23 protein-coding genes are annotated in these 23,914 nt (G+C 36.5%); 13 read left to right on the plus strand and 10 right to left on the minus strand.

Features of this window, described 5'->3' with window-relative positions; translation table 11 throughout:
* Window positions 1-4 precede the first annotated feature (4 nt).
* From rnr to ybaK, 4 genes are all read right to left on the minus strand, one after another.
* Window positions 5-2,158 carry a ribonuclease R gene (rnr, locus tag OCV67_RS05000; RefSeq protein ID WP_147642851.1) on the minus strand — a complete coding sequence of 718 codons (2,154 nt, stop codon included), beginning with the start codon at window positions 2,156-2,158 and terminating at the stop codon, window positions 5-7.
* Between the two features lie 119 nt (window positions 2,159-2,277).
* Window positions 2,278-2,541 (minus strand): preprotein translocase subunit SecG, encoded by a 264-nt coding sequence (gene secG, locus OCV67_RS05005; protein ID WP_262644295.1) that lies wholly within the window; start codon window positions 2,539-2,541, stop codon window positions 2,278-2,280.
* A 198-nt stretch (window positions 2,542-2,739) separates the two neighbouring features.
* Window positions 2,740-3,423, minus strand: coding sequence for a DNA/RNA nuclease SfsA (sfsA, locus tag OCV67_RS05010; protein WP_147642853.1), 684 nt, complete (start codon window positions 3,421-3,423; stop codon window positions 2,740-2,742).
* Window positions 3,413-3,895: a Cys-tRNA(Pro) deacylase gene (gene ybaK / locus OCV67_RS05015; protein ID WP_147642854.1), complete on the minus strand. Its 483-nt coding sequence runs from the start codon at window positions 3,893-3,895 to the stop codon at window positions 3,413-3,415. The genes sfsA and ybaK overlap by 11 nt, the downstream gene beginning before the upstream one ends.
* Window positions 3,896-4,044: 149 nt before the next feature.
* Between ybaK and OCV67_RS05020 the strand changes: the two genes are divergently transcribed.
* Both OCV67_RS05020 and OCV67_RS05025 read left to right on the plus strand, forming a co-directional pair.
* Window positions 4,045-5,043, plus strand: a complete 999-nt coding sequence (locus OCV67_RS05020) for an SPFH domain-containing protein (RefSeq protein ID WP_147642856.1) — start codon at window positions 4,045-4,047, stop codon at window positions 5,041-5,043.
* A gap of 21 nt (window positions 5,044-5,064) precedes the next feature.
* Complete coding sequence (locus OCV67_RS05025) at window positions 5,065-5,241, plus strand: Arc family DNA-binding protein (RefSeq protein ID WP_147642858.1); 177 nt, start codon at window positions 5,065-5,067, stop codon at window positions 5,239-5,241.
* A gap of 22 nt (window positions 5,242-5,263) precedes the next feature.
* Here the strand turns inward: OCV67_RS05025 and OCV67_RS05030 are convergent, their stop codons facing one another.
* Window positions 5,264-5,815, minus strand: a complete 552-nt coding sequence (locus tag OCV67_RS05030) for a biotin transporter BioY (protein WP_147642860.1) — start codon at window positions 5,813-5,815, stop codon at window positions 5,264-5,266.
* A gap of 428 nt (window positions 5,816-6,243) precedes the next feature.
* Here OCV67_RS05030 and OCV67_RS05035 point away from each other — a divergent pair, with 428 nt between their 5' ends.
* The 9 genes from OCV67_RS05035 to OCV67_RS05075 all read left to right on the plus strand — a co-directional run bounded on the left by OCV67_RS05035 (window position 6,244) and on the right by OCV67_RS05075 (window position 15,058).
* A complete protein-coding gene (locus OCV67_RS05035; RefSeq protein ID WP_147642861.1) occupies window positions 6,244-6,780 on the plus strand; it encodes an RNA polymerase sigma factor in 537 nt (178 codons plus the stop codon).
* On the plus strand, window positions 6,777-7,454 hold the full coding sequence (locus OCV67_RS05040; protein WP_147642863.1) for a hypothetical protein: 678 nt from the start codon (window positions 6,777-6,779) through the stop codon (window positions 7,452-7,454). The genes OCV67_RS05035 and OCV67_RS05040 overlap by 4 nt, the downstream gene beginning before the upstream one ends.
* A gap of 91 nt (window positions 7,455-7,545) precedes the next feature.
* Window positions 7,546-7,974 carry a hypothetical protein gene (locus OCV67_RS05045; RefSeq protein WP_147642865.1) on the plus strand — a complete coding sequence of 143 codons (429 nt, stop codon included), beginning with the start codon at window positions 7,546-7,548 and terminating at the stop codon, window positions 7,972-7,974.
* A 675-nt stretch (window positions 7,975-8,649) separates the two neighbouring features.
* The gene (locus OCV67_RS05050; RefSeq protein WP_147642867.1) at window positions 8,650-9,465 is read left to right on the plus strand and encodes a dockerin type I repeat-containing protein; all 816 of its coding nucleotides are present in this window, start codon (window positions 8,650-8,652) and stop codon (window positions 9,463-9,465) included.
* Window positions 9,466-9,636: 171 nt separating this feature from the next.
* Window positions 9,637-11,205, plus strand: a complete 1,569-nt coding sequence (locus OCV67_RS05055; protein WP_147642868.1) for a C1 family peptidase — start codon at window positions 9,637-9,639, stop codon at window positions 11,203-11,205.
* A gap of 30 nt (window positions 11,206-11,235) precedes the next feature.
* Entirely contained in the window at window positions 11,236-11,988 is a 753-nt protein-coding gene (locus OCV67_RS05060; RefSeq protein WP_147642870.1) for a dockerin type I repeat-containing protein, read from the plus strand.
* 242 nt (window positions 11,989-12,230) lie between these two features.
* Window positions 12,231-12,959 (plus strand): dockerin type I repeat-containing protein, encoded by a 729-nt coding sequence (locus OCV67_RS05065; protein ID WP_147642872.1) that lies wholly within the window; start codon window positions 12,231-12,233, stop codon window positions 12,957-12,959.
* Window positions 12,960-13,200: 241 nt separating this feature from the next.
* Window positions 13,201-13,938, plus strand: coding sequence for a dockerin type I repeat-containing protein (locus OCV67_RS05070; protein WP_147642873.1), 738 nt, complete (start codon window positions 13,201-13,203; stop codon window positions 13,936-13,938).
* Window positions 13,939-14,320: 382 nt separating this feature from the next.
* Window positions 14,321-15,058, plus strand: a complete 738-nt coding sequence (locus OCV67_RS05075; RefSeq protein ID WP_147642875.1) for a dockerin type I repeat-containing protein — start codon at window positions 14,321-14,323, stop codon at window positions 15,056-15,058.
* A 58-nt stretch (window positions 15,059-15,116) separates the two neighbouring features.
* Here OCV67_RS05075 and OCV67_RS05080 read toward each other — a convergent pair whose 3' ends face one another.
* From OCV67_RS05080 to ppdK, 5 genes are all read right to left on the minus strand, one after another.
* Window positions 15,117-15,629, minus strand: a complete 513-nt coding sequence (locus OCV67_RS05080; protein ID WP_147642876.1) for a peptidoglycan-binding domain-containing protein — start codon at window positions 15,627-15,629, stop codon at window positions 15,117-15,119.
* Window positions 15,630-15,638: 9 nt separating this feature from the next.
* Window positions 15,639-17,030: a peptidoglycan-binding protein gene (locus OCV67_RS05085; RefSeq protein WP_147642878.1), complete on the minus strand. Its 1,392-nt coding sequence runs from the start codon at window positions 17,028-17,030 to the stop codon at window positions 15,639-15,641.
* Between the two features lie 12 nt (window positions 17,031-17,042).
* Window positions 17,043-17,837 carry a carboxypeptidase-like regulatory domain-containing protein gene (locus OCV67_RS05090; protein WP_147642880.1) on the minus strand — a complete coding sequence of 265 codons (795 nt, stop codon included), beginning with the start codon at window positions 17,835-17,837 and terminating at the stop codon, window positions 17,043-17,045.
* A gap of 118 nt (window positions 17,838-17,955) precedes the next feature.
* Entirely contained in the window at window positions 17,956-18,636 is a 681-nt protein-coding gene (locus OCV67_RS05095; protein ID WP_147642882.1) for a CAP domain-containing protein, read from the minus strand.
* A gap of 194 nt (window positions 18,637-18,830) precedes the next feature.
* Window positions 18,831-21,458 carry a pyruvate, phosphate dikinase gene (gene ppdK / locus OCV67_RS05100; protein ID WP_147642884.1) on the minus strand — a complete coding sequence of 876 codons (2,628 nt, stop codon included), beginning with the start codon at window positions 21,456-21,458 and terminating at the stop codon, window positions 18,831-18,833.
* Between the two features lie 394 nt (window positions 21,459-21,852).
* Between ppdK and glmU the strand changes: the two genes are divergently transcribed.
* Both glmU and pth read left to right on the plus strand, forming a co-directional pair.
* Window positions 21,853-23,235 (plus strand): bifunctional UDP-N-acetylglucosamine diphosphorylase/glucosamine-1-phosphate N-acetyltransferase GlmU, encoded by a 1,383-nt coding sequence (gene glmU / locus OCV67_RS05105; protein WP_317235029.1) that lies wholly within the window; start codon window positions 21,853-21,855, stop codon window positions 23,233-23,235.
* A gap of 6 nt (window positions 23,236-23,241) precedes the next feature.
* Window positions 23,242-23,868, plus strand: coding sequence for an aminoacyl-tRNA hydrolase (pth, locus tag OCV67_RS05110; RefSeq protein ID WP_147642886.1), 627 nt, complete (start codon window positions 23,242-23,244; stop codon window positions 23,866-23,868).
* Window positions 23,869-23,914: the final 46 nt, after the last annotated feature.

The raw sequence follows: 23,914 nt of genomic DNA on the forward strand, positions 1-23,914 counted from the left end.
TTGTCTATACTTTCAGGTCAAAATCTATATTTCCGCTGTTTACGTCCGCCCTTGAACAAATTACGGTTACACGGTCTCCTACAGAATATGATTTTCCGCTGTATTCGTCACTGAGAGTAAAATAACCGTCGTAATTATAATAACCCTCCGGCAGACTGTTAATATGAACAAGACCTTCAACGGTATTTTCCAGTTCTACATAAAAACCGAATTCTGTAACGCTTGAAATAAGACCTTCAAATACGTTTCCCACATGCTGCTGCATATATTCTGCCTTATAACAGTCCTCGCAGTCTCTTTCAATATTCATGGCTCTTATTTCCGCTGCGGTGGAATGTTCTGAAGCTTTTGCGGCAAATCCGCCGTATCTTTTTTCAAGCCATTGTGAGTCGGCACCGTCTATGACATCTGAAAGAATTCTGTGTATAGCAAGGTCTGGATATCTTCTTATAGGAGATGTAAAATGAGCGTAGTCGTCAAGCGCCAGACCGAAATGTCCGACAGGTTCGGTGTGATATTTTGCCTTTGCCATTGATCTGAGCGTCATCATGTTGACTACCGGATAAAACGGTTTGTCTTTTGCATTTGTCAGAATTTCCGCAAGGTGTGCAGGCTTGACCTGAGAAAATACGGGAATCTCAACATTAAGCCTTCTCAGACCGCTTTTTAAATCGTCAATTTTTTCCGGCGAAGGCGTTTCATGGATTCTGTAAACAAAAGGAATCTGCTTTTCTCTTGCAAGTCTTGCGGCAGATTCGTTGGCTAGAAGCATAAATTCCTCAATAATCATTTCAGATTTGCCTCTGGTTCTGGGTTTGACGTCAACACAAAGCTGTTCGTCGTTTATTATTAGCTTGCTTTCAGAGGTTTCGATGTTCGGTGCACCTCTTTTTTGTCGGTTTGCAATGAGTTTGTCAGCAAGCTCGTTCATTATTTCAATACTTGGAATAAGTTCTCTGTATTTTTCAAGGATTTCTTTGTTAGCATTTTCGGCAAGAATACTGTTAATCTCCGAATAAATGCCTTTTACCTTTGAGCGTATGACAGACTTTTTAAAGGTGAAATCTTTAAGCTTACCCTCTGCTGAAATATTCATTATTGCAGAAAAAGTCAGTCTGTTTTCATCGGGATTAAGCGAACAGATACCGTTTGAAAGCTCCTTTGGCAGCATAGGTATGACCTTATCGGCGTAATAGATACTGGTTCCTCTGTTAAGAGCTTCTCTGTCCAGAGGACTGTTTCCTTTAACATAATGGGAAACGTCGGCGATATGCACTCCCAGTATATATCCGTCTGCGATACGCTCAATAGAAACAGCGTCATCAAGATCCTTTGATTCAGCGCTGTCAATTGTAAAAATCAGTTGGTTTCTTAAGTCAAGACGGTTTTTAAAATCATCTTCCCATACGCCTGCCGCCGCAATTTTTTGCGCTTCCCGCTTTACCTCGTCGGAAAATTCTTTTTCAATACCGTTTACAGCCAATACCGATTCAGCGCAGCATACGGCATTCTGTGAATTTCCGAAGCGGAAAACTATCTTGACTTTATGATCTCTGTGACGTTTTCCCATTCTGCAAAGCTCTGCCATGACCTTATCGCCGGCATGATATTCGATACCGTTTTCTTCAATTTTTACAGGAGTTTTCGACATAGTATCCGCAAGAAAATATTGAGTACCTTCTTCTTCGATGATTATGCCTGTAAGCTTTGATGCCGACGGTACAAGAACGTCGATAACTTCGCCTTCCGGTTTTCCTGAACGGGATTCAATATAACGTGCCAAAACAATATCCCCCGGCATTGCGCCGCAGAGAAATTTTCCCGGAATAAAAATCTCTTCATTATTGTCGCAGCGTTTTATGAATCCGAACGTACGGTTAAGTCTTAAAACTTCGGCTTTGAAAAATCCCAGAATATCGCACATTACAAAGCCTCTGCGGCGTTCGCATATTGTTCCGTTCTGTAAAAGTTCAGAGACCGCTGTTTTGTAATTTTTTTCATTTCCTTTTACGCTTCTGCATTTTGCCGCCAATTCCTTAGAGGATAGGGGCTTTTTTCCGTTTTTTTTAAGAAAAATTATAATTTTATTTTGATAATTTTCTACAGAATATTTACCGCTGCCAAATTTCTTTTTATTTTTTGATTTTTCTTTACTCATTATTAAGTCCTCGTTATCTGGAACATGTGATGACAGAAAGCTTTGTTTCAGCCGTACAGATTTTTAAAAATAATCCCTGCGACATTAACCTTTTCGTTTTTGTCACAGGGAATTAATAATCATTTTACAAAAGCTATAACGGCGTTCACAGCAATCGTAAGAACAAACAAAGCAATAAGTAAAACTCTTGTGATTTTTCTGAAAATAGCTTCTTTTGTTCTTCCTTCATTTTTTTCATAGAATGAATCGTTAGCGCCGCCGGTAATTGCAGCCGTCATATTCTGCTGCTGCTTTGAATCCTGTAACAAACATAAAATAACCGCAAGAACGCAGGTTAAAATCAGCAGTATTCCGCCGATAATTTCCAGTATACTCATATTCATTTAATATCTTCCTCCATTATTATATACCCGTCTCTTTTACAAATTACTTGGTAAAAACTGCCGATTTCTTTTTATTCTTCTAAAGCCTAAAGTACTTTGTAACAGCGCCGGATATAACGTATTTCAAACCATTTAAATTTAGTATAACATAACAATTAAAAAAAAGCAATATCTTTTTATGAAAAAATTAGACAAAAATCAGATCATATTTTCGGTAAAAACCTTTATAGGAGCATGTGCGGTTATCTCGTTTTCTTTTACAATACAGTCGTAAGCAAGAATTTTGACACCCTTTTGCTTTGCAAGGTGTAAGGCTTCTCCGAATTCTCGGTGAGTTTCATAATTCGGAATAAGGTATTTTACTTGATTCATTTGTATGATAAACAAAATATATGCGTCGAAGCCGTTTTCGGCAGCCTGAATAAGTTCGTTTATGTGTTTTACGCCTCTTTCTGTAGGAGCGTCCGGAAACATAACGATGTTTTCATTTTCAAGAGTAACTCCCTTGACTTCAGCAAAAGCTCTTTTATTTGCCGACTCCAAATAAAAATCAAAACGTGAATTTTTATATTTCTGTTCGGGCTTTATAATATAATCCGGAAAAAGCTTTGGCAAAAGTTCTGCGGCAATTTTGTTTGGCGCCTGACTGTCTATATTTATAAGCCGTCCGTTTTTATAGACGGAAATCAAATCAAATTTTGTTTTGCGGTTAGGATTATCTGATATTTCGAGAATTATATCTGCTTCGGGTATAAGAAGCTCTCTGCACCGTCCCGTGTTTTTTACATGACAGATCTCTTCTTTGCCGTCTATTTCGGCGTATGCTATAAATCGGTTCGGACGTGAAATAAATCTGCCTTTTACTATGCTGTTATAAATCATTTTTATTTACAATTATATCTGCGGTATTGATCGGTATGACCTTTCTCAGACTTTCAAATGACATTTCTATCTGACATCCAATCCTGCCGCCGCTGAAAAAAATCTTGTCAAAGCTATTTGCGGTATAGTGAATAACGGTAGTAAAAAGCTTTTTCATACCTATGGGGGAGCATCCGCCGTGAATGTAGCCTGTAAGCGGAAGAAGTTCCTTTGATTTTATCATTTCTATGGATTTTTCATTAACTGATTTAGCAGCCTTTTTCAAATCCAGTTCTTCACATACCGGTACCATAAATACGTAATATTTTTTTGATTTTCCCGCAGTTACAAGAGTTTTAAAAACCGATTGCGGATTTTCGTTCAGCGCCTGAGCTACATCGGTTCCGCTTATTGCTCCGGTATCGCCGTAAAAATGAGATCTATATTCAAGCTTCTTCTGATCCAGTATTCTCATTACGTTTGTTTTTTCCATTTTCTAAAACACCTCTGAAAACAATATATCATATTTTTCCGGAAAAATCAAATACCCTCTTGACAAACCGGAAAATCTGTGATAATATAGTGATATCAAATTGATATCAAAACATATCAATTAATAATTTGAAATAAGGGGAAATCATTATGGAAGAGAAAAAACAAATCAATTTTGAAGAAAAGGAAATGAATCCTTCAAGCGGCTGGGGAATGCTGTTTTTGTCGCTGATTCTGTATCTTGCTTCTATCGGAGCGTTTATTGCCGGGGGAAAAGCCGTTTCTGACGGAGACGACGGATTTGCAGCTGTAATATTTATTTTGGCTTCGCTTATTATTGTTTTGGCTATATTAATCGATTGCGGACTGAGAGTAATTAAACCCAATGAGGCGCTGGTTCTGACTCTCTTCGGAAAGTACAGCGGATCAATTAAAAAAGACGGATTTTTCTTTGTAAATCCTTTCAGTACATCTGTCAATCCTGCGTATACAAAGCATTTAAACGATCTGAATCAAAAAGTAAAAAACGGCGAAATAAAGGTAGCCGTATCGTCAGTAGATAAAAAGCTTTCACTCAAGGCAATGACTTTGCGCAATGAAAAGCAGAAGATAAACGATGAACAGGGAAATCCAATTGAGATCGGAGTAAATGTTATCTGGAAAATCAATAATACTGCGAAAGCCGTATTTAACGTTGATAATTATGAGGATTATCTTTCCACACAGGCAGATTCGGCATTGAGAAATATTGTAAGACTTTACCCTTACGACGTTTCCGAGCAGGGAGACGAAAAGTCTCTCAGAGGCTCCAGTCAGGAGGTAGCGGACGCTCTAAAGACAGAACTTCAGCAGAAGGTCGAGGTTGCCGGACTGGAAGTGATCGAAGTAAGAATAACACATCTTGCATATGCGCCGGAAATAGCGGCGGCAATGTTACAGCGTCAGCAGGCGGCGGCTATTATTGAAGCAAGACAAAAAATCGTTGAAGGTGCGGTAGGTATGGTTGAAATGGCGCTTAATAAGCTTTCTGAAAACGAAATATGCAGTCTTGACGAAGAACGCAAAGCGCAGATGGTTTCAAATCTTTTGGTTGTTCTCTGCGGAAACAAGGATGCTCAGCCGATAGTGAACAGCGGTTCGCTTTATTAAAAATATATCGGAGGGATAAGCTTGGCAGAGAAAAAAGACAGCGGAAAAAAGCAGATAGTGCTGAGATTGTCCCCGAAGCTGTGGACAGATCTGGCAGACTGGGCTGAGGACGATTTCCGTTCTATTAACGGACAAATTGAATTTCTGCTGACGGAATGCGTTAAAAAAAGAAAGAAAAGCAAAAATAAAGAGGACTGATTTTATCAGTCCTCTTTTTTCACTATATTGAAAGCTTTGCAATTCTTTTTTTGAGTATAGGTCCGACAAGTACTGCAATAACTATTTTAATAACATCGCCCGGAAGATATGGAATCACGCATAGGCTAAGAGCTGTTATAAAATTAGTATCCTGCTGGATTGTAAACCAGACAGTACCGAAAAGATAGGCGATAATAATGCCCAGAACCATTCCTGTTACGTACATATATATCTTATCGAATTTAGTAACGAAAAATCCGCATATCAACGCTGTAAAAATAAAACCGATAAGATAACCGCCGGTAGGACCGGCAAGCTTTGCCAGACCGCCGCTGAATCCCGAAAATACCGGAAGTCCGACCATTCCTAAAAGCAGGAATATTACATAGCTTAAGCCGCACAATTTCCAGTCAAGAAGAAACGCACAAATAAAAATTGCCAGTGGGATAAGCGATATCGGGACAGGACTGAACGGTATCGGAATTGCAAAAGGTCCTGCAATACATATCAGTGCGGCAGAAAGCCCCACCATGACAATGTTGAATGTTGTTGTTTTTTTTCTTGTAGCTTCCATTTTTTAACCTCCATTTTTAAGACAAGTTTTTGCCTTTTCTATTATATCATAAAAAAATCGAATTGTCACCCTATTTTTAAAAATAATGTGACATTTTTTGTTTTTTATAAATTATAGTGGATATGTTAATGTCGGATATGTGCAATTTTTACAAAAAAAACGTATGATTTTGTGCATTCATACGAAATATAAATATTTTTTGAAAAAAATGTCCGCAAACAGTCATTTTTGTTGTCTTTATATATATAAGCAATAATATTCCGATTTTTAAAATTGTCATATGTGTCGAAAACTAAAACTAAATATTATTGCAAAATTGTGTATATCAACAAAAATTAAGTTTGTTAATAAAATATGGTAGAATATCCGTATTTTTATATGTATTATGAAAAGGAGGAATCTGAAATGACATAACAGAAGGGACGTTTATGTTTGAGACGTATATGACTTTTACTGAAGAAGATTATGAAAAGGACGGCTTTGAACGTCTTTATAATGCTCAAAAGCAGAAATTGTACTTTATAGCGTACAAGATGCTAAATGATGAAAAGCTTGCAGAGGAAGCTGTTTCTGAAGCGTTTTTAAATATTTCCGTAAAATTCGATTCCTTTAAAACGCTGAGCGATAGTCAGATAGAAGCATATTGTGTTCTTACATTAAAAAACATCTGTAAAAATATTATTAATTCAGAATCGAAAAATAATTGCATAAGCATAGATGACTGTGAAAATGATGACAGTTTTTTATCTGATATTGAATTGCAGTATATAAACAAGATGTATTTAAAGGAAAAAATATCAAAATTAAAACCTAAAGAAAAAGAAGTATTGTTACTTTACTATTTTTATGATTTAAGTTTAAGAGAAATTGCAAAGATGAAAAAAATTACAAATGCTGCTGCTCAGAAACGGTTGCAGCAGGCGAGAAAACATTTGAAAAGATTACTGGAGGCGGACAAAAGATGAAAAAAGATAAATCCATATTTGCCGAAGCTCTGGCAGAATCTGTTATTCCGGAAATACTTAACGAATCGCTTCCTTTAGATTATGAACATGAATTTTCAGATGAGTTTGAACGCAGAATGTCAAAGATTATAAAAAGACGAAAAACTCGCGGGGGTAAAATTATCAGCATGGCCAGACGCTGCGGAGCAAGTGTTGCGGCAATATTTGTTATGGCGGCTGGATTGAGTATACTGACAGACGCCGGAAGAGATCCGGCGGTTGATTATCTGGTTCTGTACCATTATGATTTTGATGAAGTTCGTATAAAATGTGAAGAAAATTATGTTTTTCCTGCTACAATTGAAGAAGAATATACTATAGAAGTACCCGAAGGCTTTGAATTAAAGGATGAAACTGTAGGCGAATTTTCTCAAAAAAAATATTATGAAAATAATGAAGATTATATAAAATTTGTACAAGAAGTAGTGGAAGATAATATAATCTACATTGATAATGAACATGGGATCAATGATATTATTACGGATGGAGACGGAATAAAATATGTGATCCATTTTGATGAAGAGGAAGATTATTATCTGATCATGTGGAGCAACGATATATATTTGTTTACATTGCGAACAAATACAAGTCAGGAAACTGCTCTTGATTTATGCAAATCTACAAAAATAAAATAAATTTCAAAAAAGAATTCCGCAAATTATCGTTTTTATTGTCTTTATATATAGAAATGTGAATTTCTAACAAATTTTAATGAGGTGTAAAAATATGAAAAAAGTGAAAAAATTTATTGCTGTATTTACAGCAGCTCTGGCAGTCGGAACATCGGGAATGATAGTCAATGCTGATGAATTGGATTATGCTGTTGATGAAGAAATCATCGTTTTCAGTGAAAATGTTGATGATGCACAAAGTAAAATTTCTATTTCCAATAAAAAAGCTACTTGTACTAGTATTATATCAGGTAAATCTGATATTACTAAAATTTATGTAGAGCAGATATTGCAGAAAAAATCCGGTAGTGATTGGATAGATCATGCAATATGGTACAGAACCGAATATTCAACGAGTTTAGATTTTAATAATACTTCGGCAACATTAAACAGCGGTACATATAGAGTAAAAACCGTAGCAAAAGTTTATAAGGGAAATTCTTATGAAGATGTAATAAAATACAGTATCGAAAAAAGTCTTTAATTTGTTCATAAATTGTTTACATATTTTTTCAAAAAAACTATTGACAGTACTGGAATATTGTGCTATAATATAAATGGATATGAAAGGAATATAGATTTCCAGTAGTATTCGTGATAGCTTATCAATTTTGGTTATGTCGAAGATTTGCTGTATGATTGTTCACAATATCATCTCAACCTTTTGTGAATCAATTCATATATGTTTCTGTATCGGCTTAGCCGGTACAGAAACCTTAAATTTAGATGTTGATTAGTGGTTCGGTTAGATCCCCCGTTTTTTGAATGTTTCTTGTAATCGATAATATGATATACTTTAGACATATCACCTCTTGATATGAATGAGCTTTGTATTATTATTCAGCACCGATTATTCTTCGGTTAGCGTTGAAAAATCAACTTCAAAGTCTTTGGCATGCCAAAATTGATTTGATATTAATTATTCGTATATGCACCTCATTATATGAGTAATTATTTCTGCTTTTCTTCGCTGACTAGTTTTGGTCAGTGAAGAAATATCAGAATATTCATCGTCTAAGACAATGAATATAATATTTTAACACATACCATAATTCAATTTATGATATCACCTATATAACTTCTGCCGACTGAATTCAGTCGGCAGAAGTTATATACGTAGAAAATTAACATAAAATAGAAAATAATGGAGGCGATTATTATGAAAGTAAAAAAATGTTTGAGTGCTATACTTGCAGGTATGATGTCGGTTTCGTTGTTGGGAAGTTTATCTACAAGTGCATCAGAAGAAAAAATATATACCTTTTCAGAACTGTTGGAGATGAGTGAAGAAGAATTTTTGGCTCTTGACGAAACTGCTAATTCTTGTTATTATGATATGAAATCGATACCTGAGGGTGAAGCTAGGGCAATATATGGTATTAATAATATGCAGGGTTCATCTAATGTGCCTGATTATGAGGCCTTGAAAGTTATGTATAGTGACTATGTCGGGTTAAGAGGCGTATTTGATTGTACTGTAAAATCAAGTGATAAGGAATATATTCCTTATGAAACTGAAAAATGCATACAGTATTTATTAGGGGATAGTGTTGAATATACAGTAAAATCACCGTTGATGTCAGGTTCGTCTTATTTCGATTGGAGGCTTGAGGTAAGTATTACTGATTTTAAATTAAAGTTTTTAGAAATAACTGATGAGGATATACTTTACTTAGCAAAATTTGAATATTGTATTATGCAGGCTGATAGTAATTTACTTTATCTTTCACCTTATGTTGACATTTTTTCGCATGCCTCTAATTATGGAGAAGCTAACGGCGATGACAAGCTTACAGCCGGAGACGCAGCATACATAGCAAAAAAGCTTGCGGAACAGAAAGCAGACGAATTACCGGAAACAGCAGATTTCAATGGTGACGGGAAAATAACAGCATTGGATTGCGCAGAAATAGCTCGGTTCCTTGCCGCTAAAGCTTTGGCAAGAGCCGAAGGTATGTTTGTTGAACAACAATAATATTATTTTTAATAGAGTATTTGTAAATTAGTACAAATACTCTATTAATTTTTGTGCATATATACAAAATTATAAATATATAAAAACAACTATGGTAAAAATAGGAAATTTGTGATATAATATAAACAGAAGGAAAAATACTATTCAAATTAAAAATAGGAGGACAATACAATGAGCAAATTAAAAAAACTTTTAAGTGCTGCTGTAGGTGGAATATTGGCTGTTAATCTAATCAGTATGTTACCGGTAGGAGCGGAAGAAAATACTTGTTCTGAAGGCGTAATATTGAATTCAACACTAGGTATAAATAATATTTTTGAAAATCCAGGGGACATTCCGACAACGACAGCTTCTGTACCAAGTTCGGTTGATTTAAGTACTTCGCCATGCTTTCCGCCTATAGCCAATCAAGGAAGGTTAAGATCATGTGTGGCATTTGCAACAACTTATTACCAATACTCATATGAGGTAAACAAACTTAATAATGTGACCAATGTTTCTGACAGAGTCATTTATTCACCTAAATGGATTTATAATTTGATAAATAATGGAAATGACATAGGTCTTTGTCCCATAGACGCCTATTCTACATTGGAAACATTAGGAAGCTTAAAAAGCAATGATTTTCCTTATACGGATAATTACACGGAATGGCCTTCTCAATTGCAGAATGAAAAGATAGAGGCTTTAGAAACCAGAGTAGAAAATACTGCAAAATATGATATGCCTCTTGATAATACTATACAGAATGTAAATGATCCTTATCTTAATATAGTAAAGCAAATGCTGAATAATGGTAAAGTACTTACGGTTGTTTCACATAATCGTTGGAATTCAGTTGTTCAAAATGGTGAAAGTTTAGCATTCAGATGTTATCAGGGCGGTTCACATATGCTTACTGTTGTAGGCTATGATGATAATAAAAGTTATGATGTTAACGGAAACGGCATTATTGAAGATTGTGAAAAAGGCGCTTTTAAAATAGCAAATTCATGGGGAACAAGTTTTGTTTCAAGTGGGATTAGCTCAAATACCGGTTATTTTTGGGTAATGTACGATGCATTGAATAAAGTAAGCGCTAATAACGTTAATAATTGGGAAGCAAAATATTCTGGAACGCGTAGTCCCGCTTTTAATAAGTTGCCTGATTGTGAGAATGCTTTTTTCACTATAGATGTTGCACATAAAAATGTTAATTTTGTAGGACGTCTTTCTGTTAATACGTCTGACCGTGAGACTTTAACTTTAAAGATAAACAGGGGAACATCTACATTGTGGTCGCATAATAATGCATATACAATATTCCCGTATGTTAGTTCAAATGCTGGCGGATTTGCTTTTAACGGAGATATCTTTTTTGATTATGATAATTTGGCGTCACCTATTTCAAGGTACTGCAGTGGGTATAATTGGTTTACATATTTATCGGGAACAACAACGGGAGATGATTATGAATTTAATGTATTGGATAATTTAGGAAATGAAATAGGAACGGATAAACAATTGATAAAATTTGACGAGGATAAATTTGCATATGCATATCAAAATATTTCATTGAAAAAAGGCGATGTGAATTACGATGGCGCTATAACAACAGAAGATGTAGACTATATAATTCAATATATATTACAAGTAAATGATTTATCAAACGTACAATATTATCTTGCTGATTACAATAATGACGGTTCTGCAAACAGCGCTGATGTTATTGCAATGAGAAGAGATAATAATTTATATTAAAAGATATAATTTAAAGGAGTGGGTATTATTATGAAAAAACTAAAAAAATGTTTAAGTGCAATACTTGCAGGTATGATATCGGTTTCGCTGTTAGGAAGCCTTGCGGTTAACGCTGAGACGGTTGATACAGAAAAAAAAATATATACATTATCAGAATTATTCGAAATGAGCGAGGAAGAATTTTTTGCACTCGATTCTTTTGAGCTTAATCCTTCACCTGCATATCAACATAAAGTCGTAACGCCGAAAATGATTTACGATGAAATAAATCTTGCTATGGATGGTTATAATTTTTTTGGAAATATGTTTACATGTCGGTATCGTAAATATGTTCCTTATTATACGGAAAAAGAAATTATGAGATTACTTGATGTAGATGATATTGATTTTGTGGTTGAAAGCAGTGTAACAACAGATTTTTATGGTAATGGCATAAGTGATATAGTTTGGGTACATGATCGATTTTATAACACTGAGTGTACTAAACTTGAAGCTGCAAAAGTAAACTATTGCCTTTATCAAGTTATGGAATTTAATCACTTGTCATATGTATTAGATTCTGGATACAGTGCTGGAGATGTTAATGAAGACGGAAAGCTGACAGCAATGGATGCGGCATTTATAGCAAAAAAACTTGCGGAGCAGAAAGTGGACGAATTACCGGAAACGGCAGATGTTAACGGTGACGGCGAAATAACCGCCTTGGACTGTGCAGAGATTGCTAAGTTCTTGGCTGCCAAAGCTATGTCAAAAGCCGAAGGTATGTTTGTTGAACAACAATAATAATATTTATGATAGAGTATTTGTACTAATGTACAAATACTCTATTTATTTTTGTGCATATATACAAAAATAAAAAAACTTTAATAAATTAATAGACAGAATAAGTAGAAAGTGGTATAATACAGTTATACAAATATAACATTTTTATAAACATTTAATGGAAAATACCTTATGTTTACATTTTGATATATTGTATAAAATAGTATATATAAGGTAGCTAGTGAAATTATGGAGGTATTATTATGAAAAAACTAAAAAAATGTTTAAGCGCAATACTTGCAGGTATGATATCGGTTTCGTTGCTGGGAAGTCTTGCAGTTAATGCTGACACAGAAAAAAAAATATATACATTATCGGAATTGTTTGAAATGAGTGAGGAAGAATTTTTTGCGCTTGATCCTGTAGATGAAAATAATCCTAGACCAACTTCTCCGAAAGCAATGTACAATGACTTGAATCTTGGTGTGGATCATTGTAATTTTTTTGGAAATGTTTATACATGTGAATATCGTAAATATGTTCCTTATTATACGGAAAAAGAAATTATGAGATTACTTGACGTAGACGATATTGATTTTGTTATTGAAAGCAGTATAGTAACAGATTTGCATGGTAATGGAATAGACAGTAAGATTTGGGTGCATGATCGTTTTTATAGCAAAGATTTTACTAGACTTGAAATTGCTAAAATAAGATATTGCCTGTATCAGGTAATGGAATTTGGCCATGTATCATATGTACTAGATTCTGCATACTGTACCGGAGATGTTAATGAAGACGGAAAATTTACAGCAATGGACGCAGCGTTTCTGGCCAGAAAACTTGCGGAGCAGAAAGTGGACGAATTACCGGAAACGGCAGATGTTAACGGCGACGGCGAAATAACCGCCTTGGACTGCGCAGAGATTGCTAAGTTCTTGGCTGCCCAAGCTATGGCAAAAGCCGAAGGTATGTTTGTTGAACAACAATAATAATATTTATGATAGAGTATTTGTACTAATGTACAAATACTCTATTTATTTTTGTGCATATATACAAAAATAAAAAACTTTAATAAATTAATAGACAGAATAAGTAGAAAGTGGTATAATACAGTTATAAAAATATAACATTTTTATAAACATTTAATGGAAAATACCTTATATTTACATTTTGATATATTGTATAAAATAGTATATATAAGGTAGCTAGTGAAATTATGGAGGTATTATTATGAAAAAACTAAAAAAATGTTTAAGTGCAATACTTGCAGGTATGATATCGGTTTCGTTGTTAGGAAGTCTTGCAGTTAACGCTGAGACTACTGATACAGAAAAAAATATATATACATTATCGGAATTGTTTGAAATGAGTGAGGAAGAATTTTTTGCGCTTGATCCTGTAGATGAAAATGATCCTAGACCAACCTCTCCAAAAGCAATGTTCGATGACTTGAATCTTGGCATGTATCATTGTAATTTTTTTGGAGATATTTTTATGAGCAAATATCGTAAATACATTCCTTATTATACGGAAAAAGAAATTATGAGATTACTTGACGTAGATGATATTGATTTTGTGATTGAAAGCAGTATAACAACAGATTTGTATGGTAATAGCATAGACCATACGATTTGGGTACATGATCGTTTTTATAGCAGAGATTTTACTAAACTTGAAATTGCAAAAATAAGGTATTGCTTGTATCAAGTTATGCAATTTTATCATGTGTCATATGTACTAGATTCTGCATACAGTACTGGAGATGTTAATGAAGACGGAGAATTTACCGCAATGGACGCAGCGTTTCTGGCCAGAAAACTTGCGGAGCAGAAAGTGGACGAATTACCGGAAACGGCAGATGTTAACGGCGACGGCGAAATAACCGCACTGGATTGTGCAGAAATAGCACGGTTTCTTGCCGCTAAAGCTATGTCAAAAGCCGAAGGTATGTTTGTTGAACAACAATAATAATATTTATGATAGAGTATTTGTACTAATGTACAAATACTCTATTTATTTTTGTGCATATATACAAAAATAAAAAAACTTTAATAAATTAATAGACAGAATAAGTAGAAAGTGATATAATACAGTTATAAAAATATAACATTTTTATAAACATTTAATGGAAAACACCTTATATTTACATTTTGATATATTGTTTAAAATAGTATATAAGGTAGCTAGTGAAATTATGACAGCTGCTCATTGGCATTTCAGTTGTTGTTTTTTATGATCTGAATACTCAATATATTTATTCTTCAAGCGCAACAAGAATAACGTCTGAAATTTTACAGTTTGCATATGATAACAAATATTTATAAATATAATTTGATTGGAGGTTTTTATTATGAAAAAGATTAAAGCTATATTAGGAATTTTATCTGCTATGGCAATAATAAGTGCAGTTGAGTTATCTTCGGCATCAGCACTTACATTTTATCCGGCACCTCCTAATTATGTATGTAATGGAAATAAAGTCGTAAGTGATGATAATACAATTATGGAATTTGAAGACGGAACTAAAATTGTTACATTTGAAGGTGAAAGATGGGATTTTAAACTATCAGTTATTGTTAACGATGATACAGAAATTACAAATGAAATGCTGGGAATTTCTGAAGGTTATAAAATTGAAAAGTCTGGAACGTCAAATAATGTATATGTTATTTCTTTTGAAACCCAGGAGGAAATGAATAAGATGTTTGAACAGTCTTCAAAATGGCTTGATGATGGCATAATTAAAAATGCTTATAAGCAAATGCATATATATTATGGTGGATTCTATGGTTATATTGACGGAGAAGTTATGCGTGATGCACTTGGACGTGTAAATTTAATAACCGGCGAAGCAAATCAGGTTCTCCAAACAACTTATTTAGTATACAACGAAGAAGATGTAAACGGAGATGCTAATGGAGATGGTGAAATAACAGCAAATGATGCAGCTTATATTGCAAGAAAGTTAGCGGAACAAAATAAAAAAGATCTTGATTATCGTGCAGATTTTAATAAGAGTACCGATGTAACCGCTCTTGACGCCGCTGAAGTAGCTAAATATCTTGCTGAAAAGAGTATTGGTAAATAGTGACGCATAAAATAAACTTAATAATAAAAACAGCCCCCGTATTAAGCGGGGGCTAAGTTTATTTAGTTTTTTCCATCATGTTAAAACCGGAAGCCATTTTATTCCATGTATCAGTATCAACTCCTTCAATACCGTTATCAGTACCGCTTATTTTTTTAAAGGAATTAACAGCGTTTTGAGTTTCTTTGTTGTAAACACCGTTTACTTTTACAGGAATTATATTATCAAATCTTAAACTAAGGGTGTTTATAATAGTCTGGATAATATAAACTATGGGACCTTCACTTCCTGGATCAAGAACGAAATTGGACGGAAATACTTCAAGAAAAATAGCGTCCTTATTATAATCCAGATAGACTTCAACTAATCTGTCCCATGTAGCGCTGTCAATTTCACCAGTTACCGGAAGATTATAATCATGCTGAAACGCTTTGACCGCCTGAGTCGTTTCAGGACCATATATGCCGTCCGGAAAGATTCTGGGTATTTTTTCATTATAATGAGAAATACTGTATAAATATCGCTGAAGCTCTGTAATGTGCCTTGATTTCTGATCTTCTGTATAAGCCATATTTGCCTCCTATTTAATAGTATATCCCGGATTTTGATACGGTCGCTTGTCAAATCCGTATTTCAGATCGGAGTAAAGACCAACTATTTCATTCCATGTTACCGCACCGACCAGACCGTTTTGCGGAAGTCCGAACTGCCGCTGAAACGCCAGTACTGATGAGCGTGTAACAGGACCGAAATAGCCGGTATTGTTAACTGCCGGAATATTAGGATATGTTTGATTAATAAACGTAAGATATTCCTGGAGACGTTTGATTTCGTCGTTTGACATTCCCTCCTTGAGGATCGTTCCCTGAAAGAGTATAACATCTTCTCCGTCGTCAATAGGAATTGACTGAATTATACCGTCATAGGCTCTGTATATGTCAAACCATGTGGCACGGTTTACTGTTCCGGTTTCAGGCAGGCCGTAGGTTTTTTGGAAAGAACGGACAGATGCTTCAGTTTCCGAACCGTAATATCCTGTTATATCTACCGGCATTATAGAGTCGTAATATGCGCCTATAACTGCAAGGAAATATTGCAGGATTTTTACTTCGTTGTTCTGCATTCCGGGAGAAAGATCTTCTTTAAATTGCTTATCTACTTCTTCTAGACGAAGACCTTCGGAATTAAGTTCTGCCAGTTTTTTAACGCTTGTAAAAATATATGCAATTTTATACCATGTTGCTTTATCAACTACACCTGTTTGAGGCATATTAAAAATTTGCTGAAATGTTTTGACAGCATCTTCTGTCTGTACGCCGAATGCGCCGTCAACAGAACTTATTTTTTGTATTGCAGGATAATTTCTTGCGATACGGTTTAGTTGTACCTGTATTGTTCTTACGTCGTTGCCGAATGAACCCAGACGCAGTTCAATTCCCGGATATGACGGAGTATTAGTCATAACCTGGGCATCTCTTACTATTTCGATATTATCTCCGTAATAATACTGTAAAATTTCATAGGGAGTCATTCCCTGTTTTGCAAGGTCGACTGTTCCCCATTGTGAAAGTCCTTCGCAGGTTACTGTTGTGCCGTTGCAGAATTGAGTAAACAGCGGTTCAACGTACCCCTGACGTCTTACATAATTGCTGAATAATTCGTCAGTAAGCTGACTTATGTTTTCAAATATTTCACGTCCGTTAATAAATTTCTGATCGTATTGAGTAGAATTTGTTATATCAAAGTCGTATCCCTTAGCTCTGTACCATTCTGTATAAATTCTGTTAAGAGCAAACGTTGAAATTACATAAATATTTGCTCTCAGAGAATTTTCCGGCCAATTAGGAAAAATTTCACTGCTTGCTACATTTTTTACATAATCGGGAAATGTTACACTTACATTTTCAGCATTTGAGTCCGGAGGACCAAGATGAACAGTTATTCTTTCAGGAATAAACGGTGTACCTGTCATTATAAAACCTCCTTATACTTCAGGTTCCTGATTGCCGTAGGATATAAAATTTCCTCCGGAATCAAATGAATATGGTTCAGGAATTAAATTAAATCCCTGAATAGAAGTAATATTCTCAAATATGGGTACATTTCGGCTTACTTCCCTGTAATATCCTCTGGCATAAACCGCAACATCGTAAACTGAATAATTATCATAGTCTTGTGGAGTGTTGCTGTTTCCCTGAGAAGGAGCTGAAAGCCGGAATACTTCAGTATCACCGCTTATATCTGTGGTAGTCATACTGATAATTTCTTCTTTTCCATCATATCTTCTCGAAACGGTTACCGAAGCATTGGGTACAGGAATACCGTTGCTTCCGGTTCTAACGGTAATTTTCAGATATCCCCATTTGTTTTCCAGAGGATTTGAAGAGGGCGGAGTCTCTTGGGGGATTTCGCTATGCTGAGGAGCATTCTGGATATTGTAATTCGGTGTTTCAGCTTCCCTTATTTTTGAAATATTATTTGTCTGACCGTTGTTATAATTTATAACTGCTTCAGTCTGGGGTCGTGTGCTTGTGCTGTCCAATTGCATAAATACGGGGATTTCCGGAGGAGGATATTTTTTTTCAATATCTTCATCTTCCTGTTCATTAAGAACTTCTGGAATTTCTTTATTATCTTCAATTTTTTCATTATATTCTATTTTAATTTCTGAATCAGGTTCTTCTTTTTTTATATTGTCCATTTTAAATTTTGCTCCATATAGCTTGATCATTTCATTTCTGTATTTTTCAGAAGTTTCCTTAAAATTTAAATCTTTCAATATAACTCCCCCTGTCGGTAGATAAAGTTTTCAATAGCATGTATATGTGTTTTCAGAGGAAAATATGCAAAAAAAAGAGCAGTTTAACTGCTCTTTTTAATAAATTAATAAAAAATTATTAATCTGAAAATAATTGAACCCAGTAATATCCATAGGTGGAATTTGCTACATAAATACAGCCAACACCCATTTTATTGTATTCTTTATCTATCATGTTGTTGTAATGTCCTGATGAATTGATCCAAAGGTCCATAGCCATTTCAGGTGAAGAACCTCCTGCTGCAGCGTTTCCGGCTGCAATGTTTTCCGCAGCTGACATCCATGTTAAATTGAAATCATCAAGTATTGTGTAGAATGATTCTTTATTAGGACGTGTATGAGAAAAAGAAGACGCTGATTCTCTTGCTCTGACCATTGCAGCGGCTGTAAGACCCTCATCAAACTTAAGAGGAGCTATGCCTTTCTTAGTACGTTCAGCGTTTGTCAGTTCAATCATTTTTGTAATATTATAATTATTAGCAAGTCTAAAAGCAATAGCGGCAGCGTCTCCGGCAGTTGTCTTTTTGTCTCCGTTATAATCTGCATTTGACGGAAGTTCTGAACCTTTCTGTTCTGCAAGCTTACGTGCTATAAAAGCAGCATCCAGAGCGGTAACTTTTCCGTCGCCGTTAGCATCGCCTGTTATGGTTTCAGCGGCATATGCGGTACTGTTAAAGCCGGATTCAGGCATAAATGAGTGCAGACCTACTGTGCTGATCAAAGCCGCTAAACATGCGGCAGATAATTTTTTTAATTTCATCTTTTGAAACCTCCTTTTTTAAAATATTTTACCACTATTTTTATTGTTTGTCAATACAAAGAATGTATAAAAAAGAACTCTCATTGCCGTCACCTGACAATGAGAGTCGAAAGTCAAAGATGATAAGATTTTGTGCAATCAGATTATCATTTTTTGACAATATAATATAAATTTCAGAAATTTAATAATTCGAATTATTTGCTTGCAATAGCAGCCTGTGCTGCAGCGAGTCTTGCAATTGGAACACGGAATGGTGAGCAGGAAACATAAGTCAAACCAAGCTTGTGGCAGAATTCAACAGATGAAGGATCGCCGCCGTGTTCACCGCAGATACCGATGTGCATATCAGGGCGAACTTCCTTACCCATCTTAACAGCCATATCCATGAGCTTACCAACACCGGTCTGGTCGAGCTTAGCAAATGGATCGTTCTCGAAGATCTTAGCGTCATAGTAAGCGTCTAAGAACTTACCAGCGTCATCTCTTGAGAAACCGAATGTCATCTGTGTAAGGTCGTTTGTACCGAAGCAGAAGAATTCAGCTTCCTTAGCAATTTCGTCAGCTGTCAGAGCAGCTCTTGGGATTTCGATCATTGTACCTACTTCATACTTGAGGTCAACGCCGGCTTCCTTGATAACTGCGTCAGCAGTTTCAACAACGAAATTCTTAACATATTTAAGTTCCTTGATTTCGCCAACCAGCGGGATCATGATTTCAGGAACGATATTCCAGTCAGGGTGCTTCTTAGAAACTGCGATAGCAGCCTTGATAACAGCCTTTGTCTGCATAATAGCGATTTCAGGGTATGTTACAGCAAGACGGCAGCCTCTGTGACCCATCATTGGGTTAAATTCGTGAAGTGAAGCGATGATATTCTTGATTGTTTCAACAGATTTACCCTGAGTATCAGCAAGAGCCTTAATGTCAGCTTCTTCTGTAGGAACGAATTCGTGAAGCGGAGGATCTAAGAATCTGATTGTTACAGGGCAGCCTTCCAGAGCTTCATAAAGAGCTTCAAAGTCAGCCTGCTGCATAGGTTCGATCTTAGCAAGAGCAGCTTCTCTTTCTTCAACTGTATCTGAGCAGATCATTTCACGGAATGCACCGATTCTGTCCGGTTCAAAGAACATGTGCTCTGTACGGCAGAGACCGATACCTTCAGCACCCAGTTCACGAGCCTTCTTAGCGTCAGCAGGAGTATCAGCATTTGTTCTTACCTTAAGAACTCTGTACTTGTCAGCCCAAGCCATGATTCTGCCGAATTCGCCGGCAATCGTAGCGTCTACTGTAGGGATAACGCCGTCGTAGATGTTACCTGTTGAACCGTCGATTGAGATATAATCGCCTTCAGTATATGTTTTGCCTGCAAGTTCAAATTTCTTGTTAGCTTCGTCCATCTTGATATCGCCGCAGCCTGATACGCAGCATGTACCCATACCACGAGCAACAACGGCAGCGTGAGAAGTCATACCGCCTCTTACTGTCAGGATACCCTGAGAAGCCTTCATACCTGTAATATCTTCAGGTGATGTTTCAAGACGAACAAGAACAACCTTTTCGCCTTTTTCATGCCAAGCAACAGCATCGTCAGCTGTGAATACAACCTTACCGCATGCAGCGCCTGGAGAAGCACCCAAGCCCTTGCCTACAGGTGTAGCAGCCTTAAGAGCCTTAGCGTCAAATTGAGGGTGGAGCAGTGTGTCGAGGTTTCTAGGATCGATCATAGCAACTGCTTCTTCTTCTGTTCTCATACCTTCGTCAACGAGATCGCATGCGATCTTCAGAGCAGCCTGAGCTGTTCTCTTTCCGTTTCTTGTCTGGAGCATGAAGAGTTCGCCGTGTTCTACAGTAAATTCCATATCCTGCATGTCTCTGTAGTGATCTTCAAGAGTCTTGCATACATTCTGGAACTTTTCAAAAGCAGCAGGGAACTTTTCAGCCATCTGAGCGATAGGCATAGGTGTACGAACGCCGGCAACAACGTCTTCGCCCTGTGCGTTTGTAAGGAATTCGCCCATGAGCTTCTTTTCGCCTGTAGCAGGATCACGTGTAAACGCAACGCCTGTACCGCAGTCGTCACCCATGTTACCGAAAGCCATTGACTGTACGTTTACGGCAGTACCCCATGAATAAGGGATATCGTTGTCTCTTCTGTAAACGTTAGCTCTTGGGTTGTCCCATGAACGGAATACAGCCTGTACAGCGCCCATTAACTGTTCCTTAGGATCAGAAGGGAAGTCTGTACCGATTTTTTCCTTATATTCAGCCTTGAACTGTGCAGCCAGTTCCTTAAGGTCGTCAGCATCAAGGTCAACGTCCTGAGTAACGCCCTTCTTAGCCTTCATTTCGTCAATAAGTTCTTCAAAGTATTTCTTGCCGACTTCCATAACTACGTCTGAATACATCTGAATGAATCTTCTGTAGCAGTCCCAAGCCCATCTTGGGTTATTGGACTTTTCAGCAATAACTTCAACAACCTCTTCGTTAAGACCGAGGTTCAGGATAGTATCCATCATACCAGGCATTGATGCTCTAGCGCCTGAACGAACAGAAACGAGGAGTGGATTTTCGTGATCGCCGAACTTCTTGCCGGTGATTTCTTCCATCTTACCGATGTATTCATTAATTTCAGCCATGATATCAGGATTGATCTGACGGCCGTCCTCATAGTACTGTGTACACGCTTCAGTTGAAATAGTGAAACCCTGCGGAACGGGAAGACCCATACCTGTCATTTCAGCAAGGTTAGCGCCCTTGCCGCCCAGGAGTTCTCTCATGTTAGCATTACCTTCAGAGAAAAGGTAGCAATATTTCTTTGCCATTGGTTTTATACCTCCAGATATTTTTTGTCTTTCAGTCCGACGGAAAACCCATGTCGGTCTGTTAATTATTATTATAACATATAAGTGGAAAAATTTCCATATATTTTTAAAAAAAATCTTACAGGTTAATTTGTAGCAATATTCACAAAAAATATTAAAATTTTAATTTTTTTTAAAAATCCCTTGAAAAATGACTGAATAGCTGTCATAATATATTTATAATGATTGTTGTGTGCTTATTTAATTGTTTAATTTAAGTTTCATAGGAAAACATTATTTAGATTAAAACGCAAGATATAACTTTTTAATTTACCTAAAACAATATGAGTATTATTGAACGTAGCAAAGCGCATACATAAAAAGTAAATTTCAATATATTTTGAGAGGAAAGATCATGATGAATAATGCTGTTATACTGGCAGGCGGTCAGGGAAAGAGAATGAAAGCGGATATTCCCAAGCCTATGTTTAAGGTATTGGAAGAACCTATGCTTGAATGGGTAATAAAAGCGTGTGAGGAAGCCGAGCTTTCAAATCTTTGTATTGTCAAGGGATATATGGCTGAAAAAATTGATGAATATTTAAGCGGAAGATATGAAACGGTTCTTCAGAGTGAAAGATTGGGCACAGGTCATGCGGTAATGCAGGCAGTACCGTTTATGGAAAAAAACGGCGGAGGGCATACTCTCGTACTGTGCGGTGATGCTCCGTTTATCGACTCTGAAACTATAAAAAAGTCCCTGGAGCTTCATGAAAAGGAAGATAATTCAATAACTGTCATTACCGCTGAGATAGACGAACCAAAGGGCTATGGCAGAATCGTAAGAGGCGAAAGCGGTATAACTTCAATTGTTGAGGAAAAAGACGCTACTGCTGCACAGCGTGAGATAAAGGAAGTAAATTCCGGAGCTTACTGGTTTAAAACCTCCGACCTTATTGAATATCTGGGAGAACTTACTCAGAATAATTCTCAGGGTGAATATTATCTGACAGACAGTGTTTTCATTGCTCTTAATAAGGGCAGAAATGTTAACGCATATATTTCGGAAAATCCGAATGTGGTTTTAGGTGCAAACGACAGAAAAGGTCTTTTGGCTCTTAATACTGCTGCAAGAATGGCAGTAATTGAGAAGCATTTGGAAAACGGCGTTGAGTTTAACTGTATTGACGGTATCGTGATCGGCAGAGATGTTGAAATCGAGGCAGGTACTGAAATCATGGCGGGAACTCATCTGAGGGGAAAGACAAAAATCGGTAAGGACTGCCGTATCGGTCCAAACTGCATAATTGACGATTGTGACATTAAAGACGGTGTAAGTCTAAACTATGTTCAGGCGTTCAAGTCCACGATTGACGCCGGTGTTAAGATCGGACCGTGGGTTCATATCCGTCCGGGCAGCCATATAAAGAGCGGAGTTAAAATCGGCGACTTTGTTGAGATCAAGAATTCCACGATCGGCGAAGGTACTGCAGTTGCACACCTCACTTATGTGGGCGACAGCGACGTGGGTAAAAAGGTCAATTTCGGCTGCGGTACAGTGACCGTTAACTATGACGGTATTGTAAAGAGCCGCTGTGAGATCGGAGACAACTGTTTTATTGGCTGTAATACAAATCTTATTGCTCCTGTAAAGCTGGGTAAGGCTGTATATACTGCTGCCGGAACTACAATCACAAGGGACGTTCCCGACTATGCTCTTGCAATTGACAGGGGAGTTGTTAAAATAAAAGAAGGCTATAGCCTGACTAAACTTAAGAAAAGATTGGAAAAAGCGTGATATTAAATGAGTATTTTTGACAGATTCAGAGAAATTTCAAAATCAGAATCAGTACCTACCGGACCTGTTGAATATCTTATCGTAGGTCTGGGAAATCCCGGGGAGCAGTATGCATATACACGTCATAATGCAGGGTTTATGGTTATTGACGCTATGGCTGAACGTCTGGAGACAGATGTAAAAAGATTTAAATTCAAGTCACTTTGCAGTGATGTGACGATAAGCGGAAAGCACTGTATTCTCATGAAGCCTGAAACTTATATGAACAACAGCGGTCAGGCGGTTTCCGAGGCAATGGCATTTTATAAGCTGGATATTGAGCATGTTATAATTGTTTATGACGATATATCCCTTGAACCGGGCACATTGCGTATCAGACGAAAGGGAAGTGACGGCGGTCATAACGGGATAAAAAGTATTATTTATTTGACCGGTGCAGACACTTTTCCGAGAATAAAAATGGGCGTCGGCAGAAAGCCGCACCCTAAATTCGACCTTGCAGACTGGGTTTTAAGCCGCTTTAACAAAGAAGATATGGAAAAGATCCAGGAGTCATGCAAAAAAGCATGTGACAGTCTGGAGCTTATGATCGACGGAAAAATTGATGAGGCAATGAATAAATATAATTCTTAAAACAAAAAAATATAATTGATCAAACAGCAATCCCCCTGTAATTGGG

It is taken from the genome of Porcipelethomonas ammoniilytica (assembly GCF_025567485.1).
Lineage (GTDB): Bacteria > Bacillota > Clostridia > Oscillospirales > Ruminococcaceae > Porcipelethomonas > Porcipelethomonas ammoniilytica.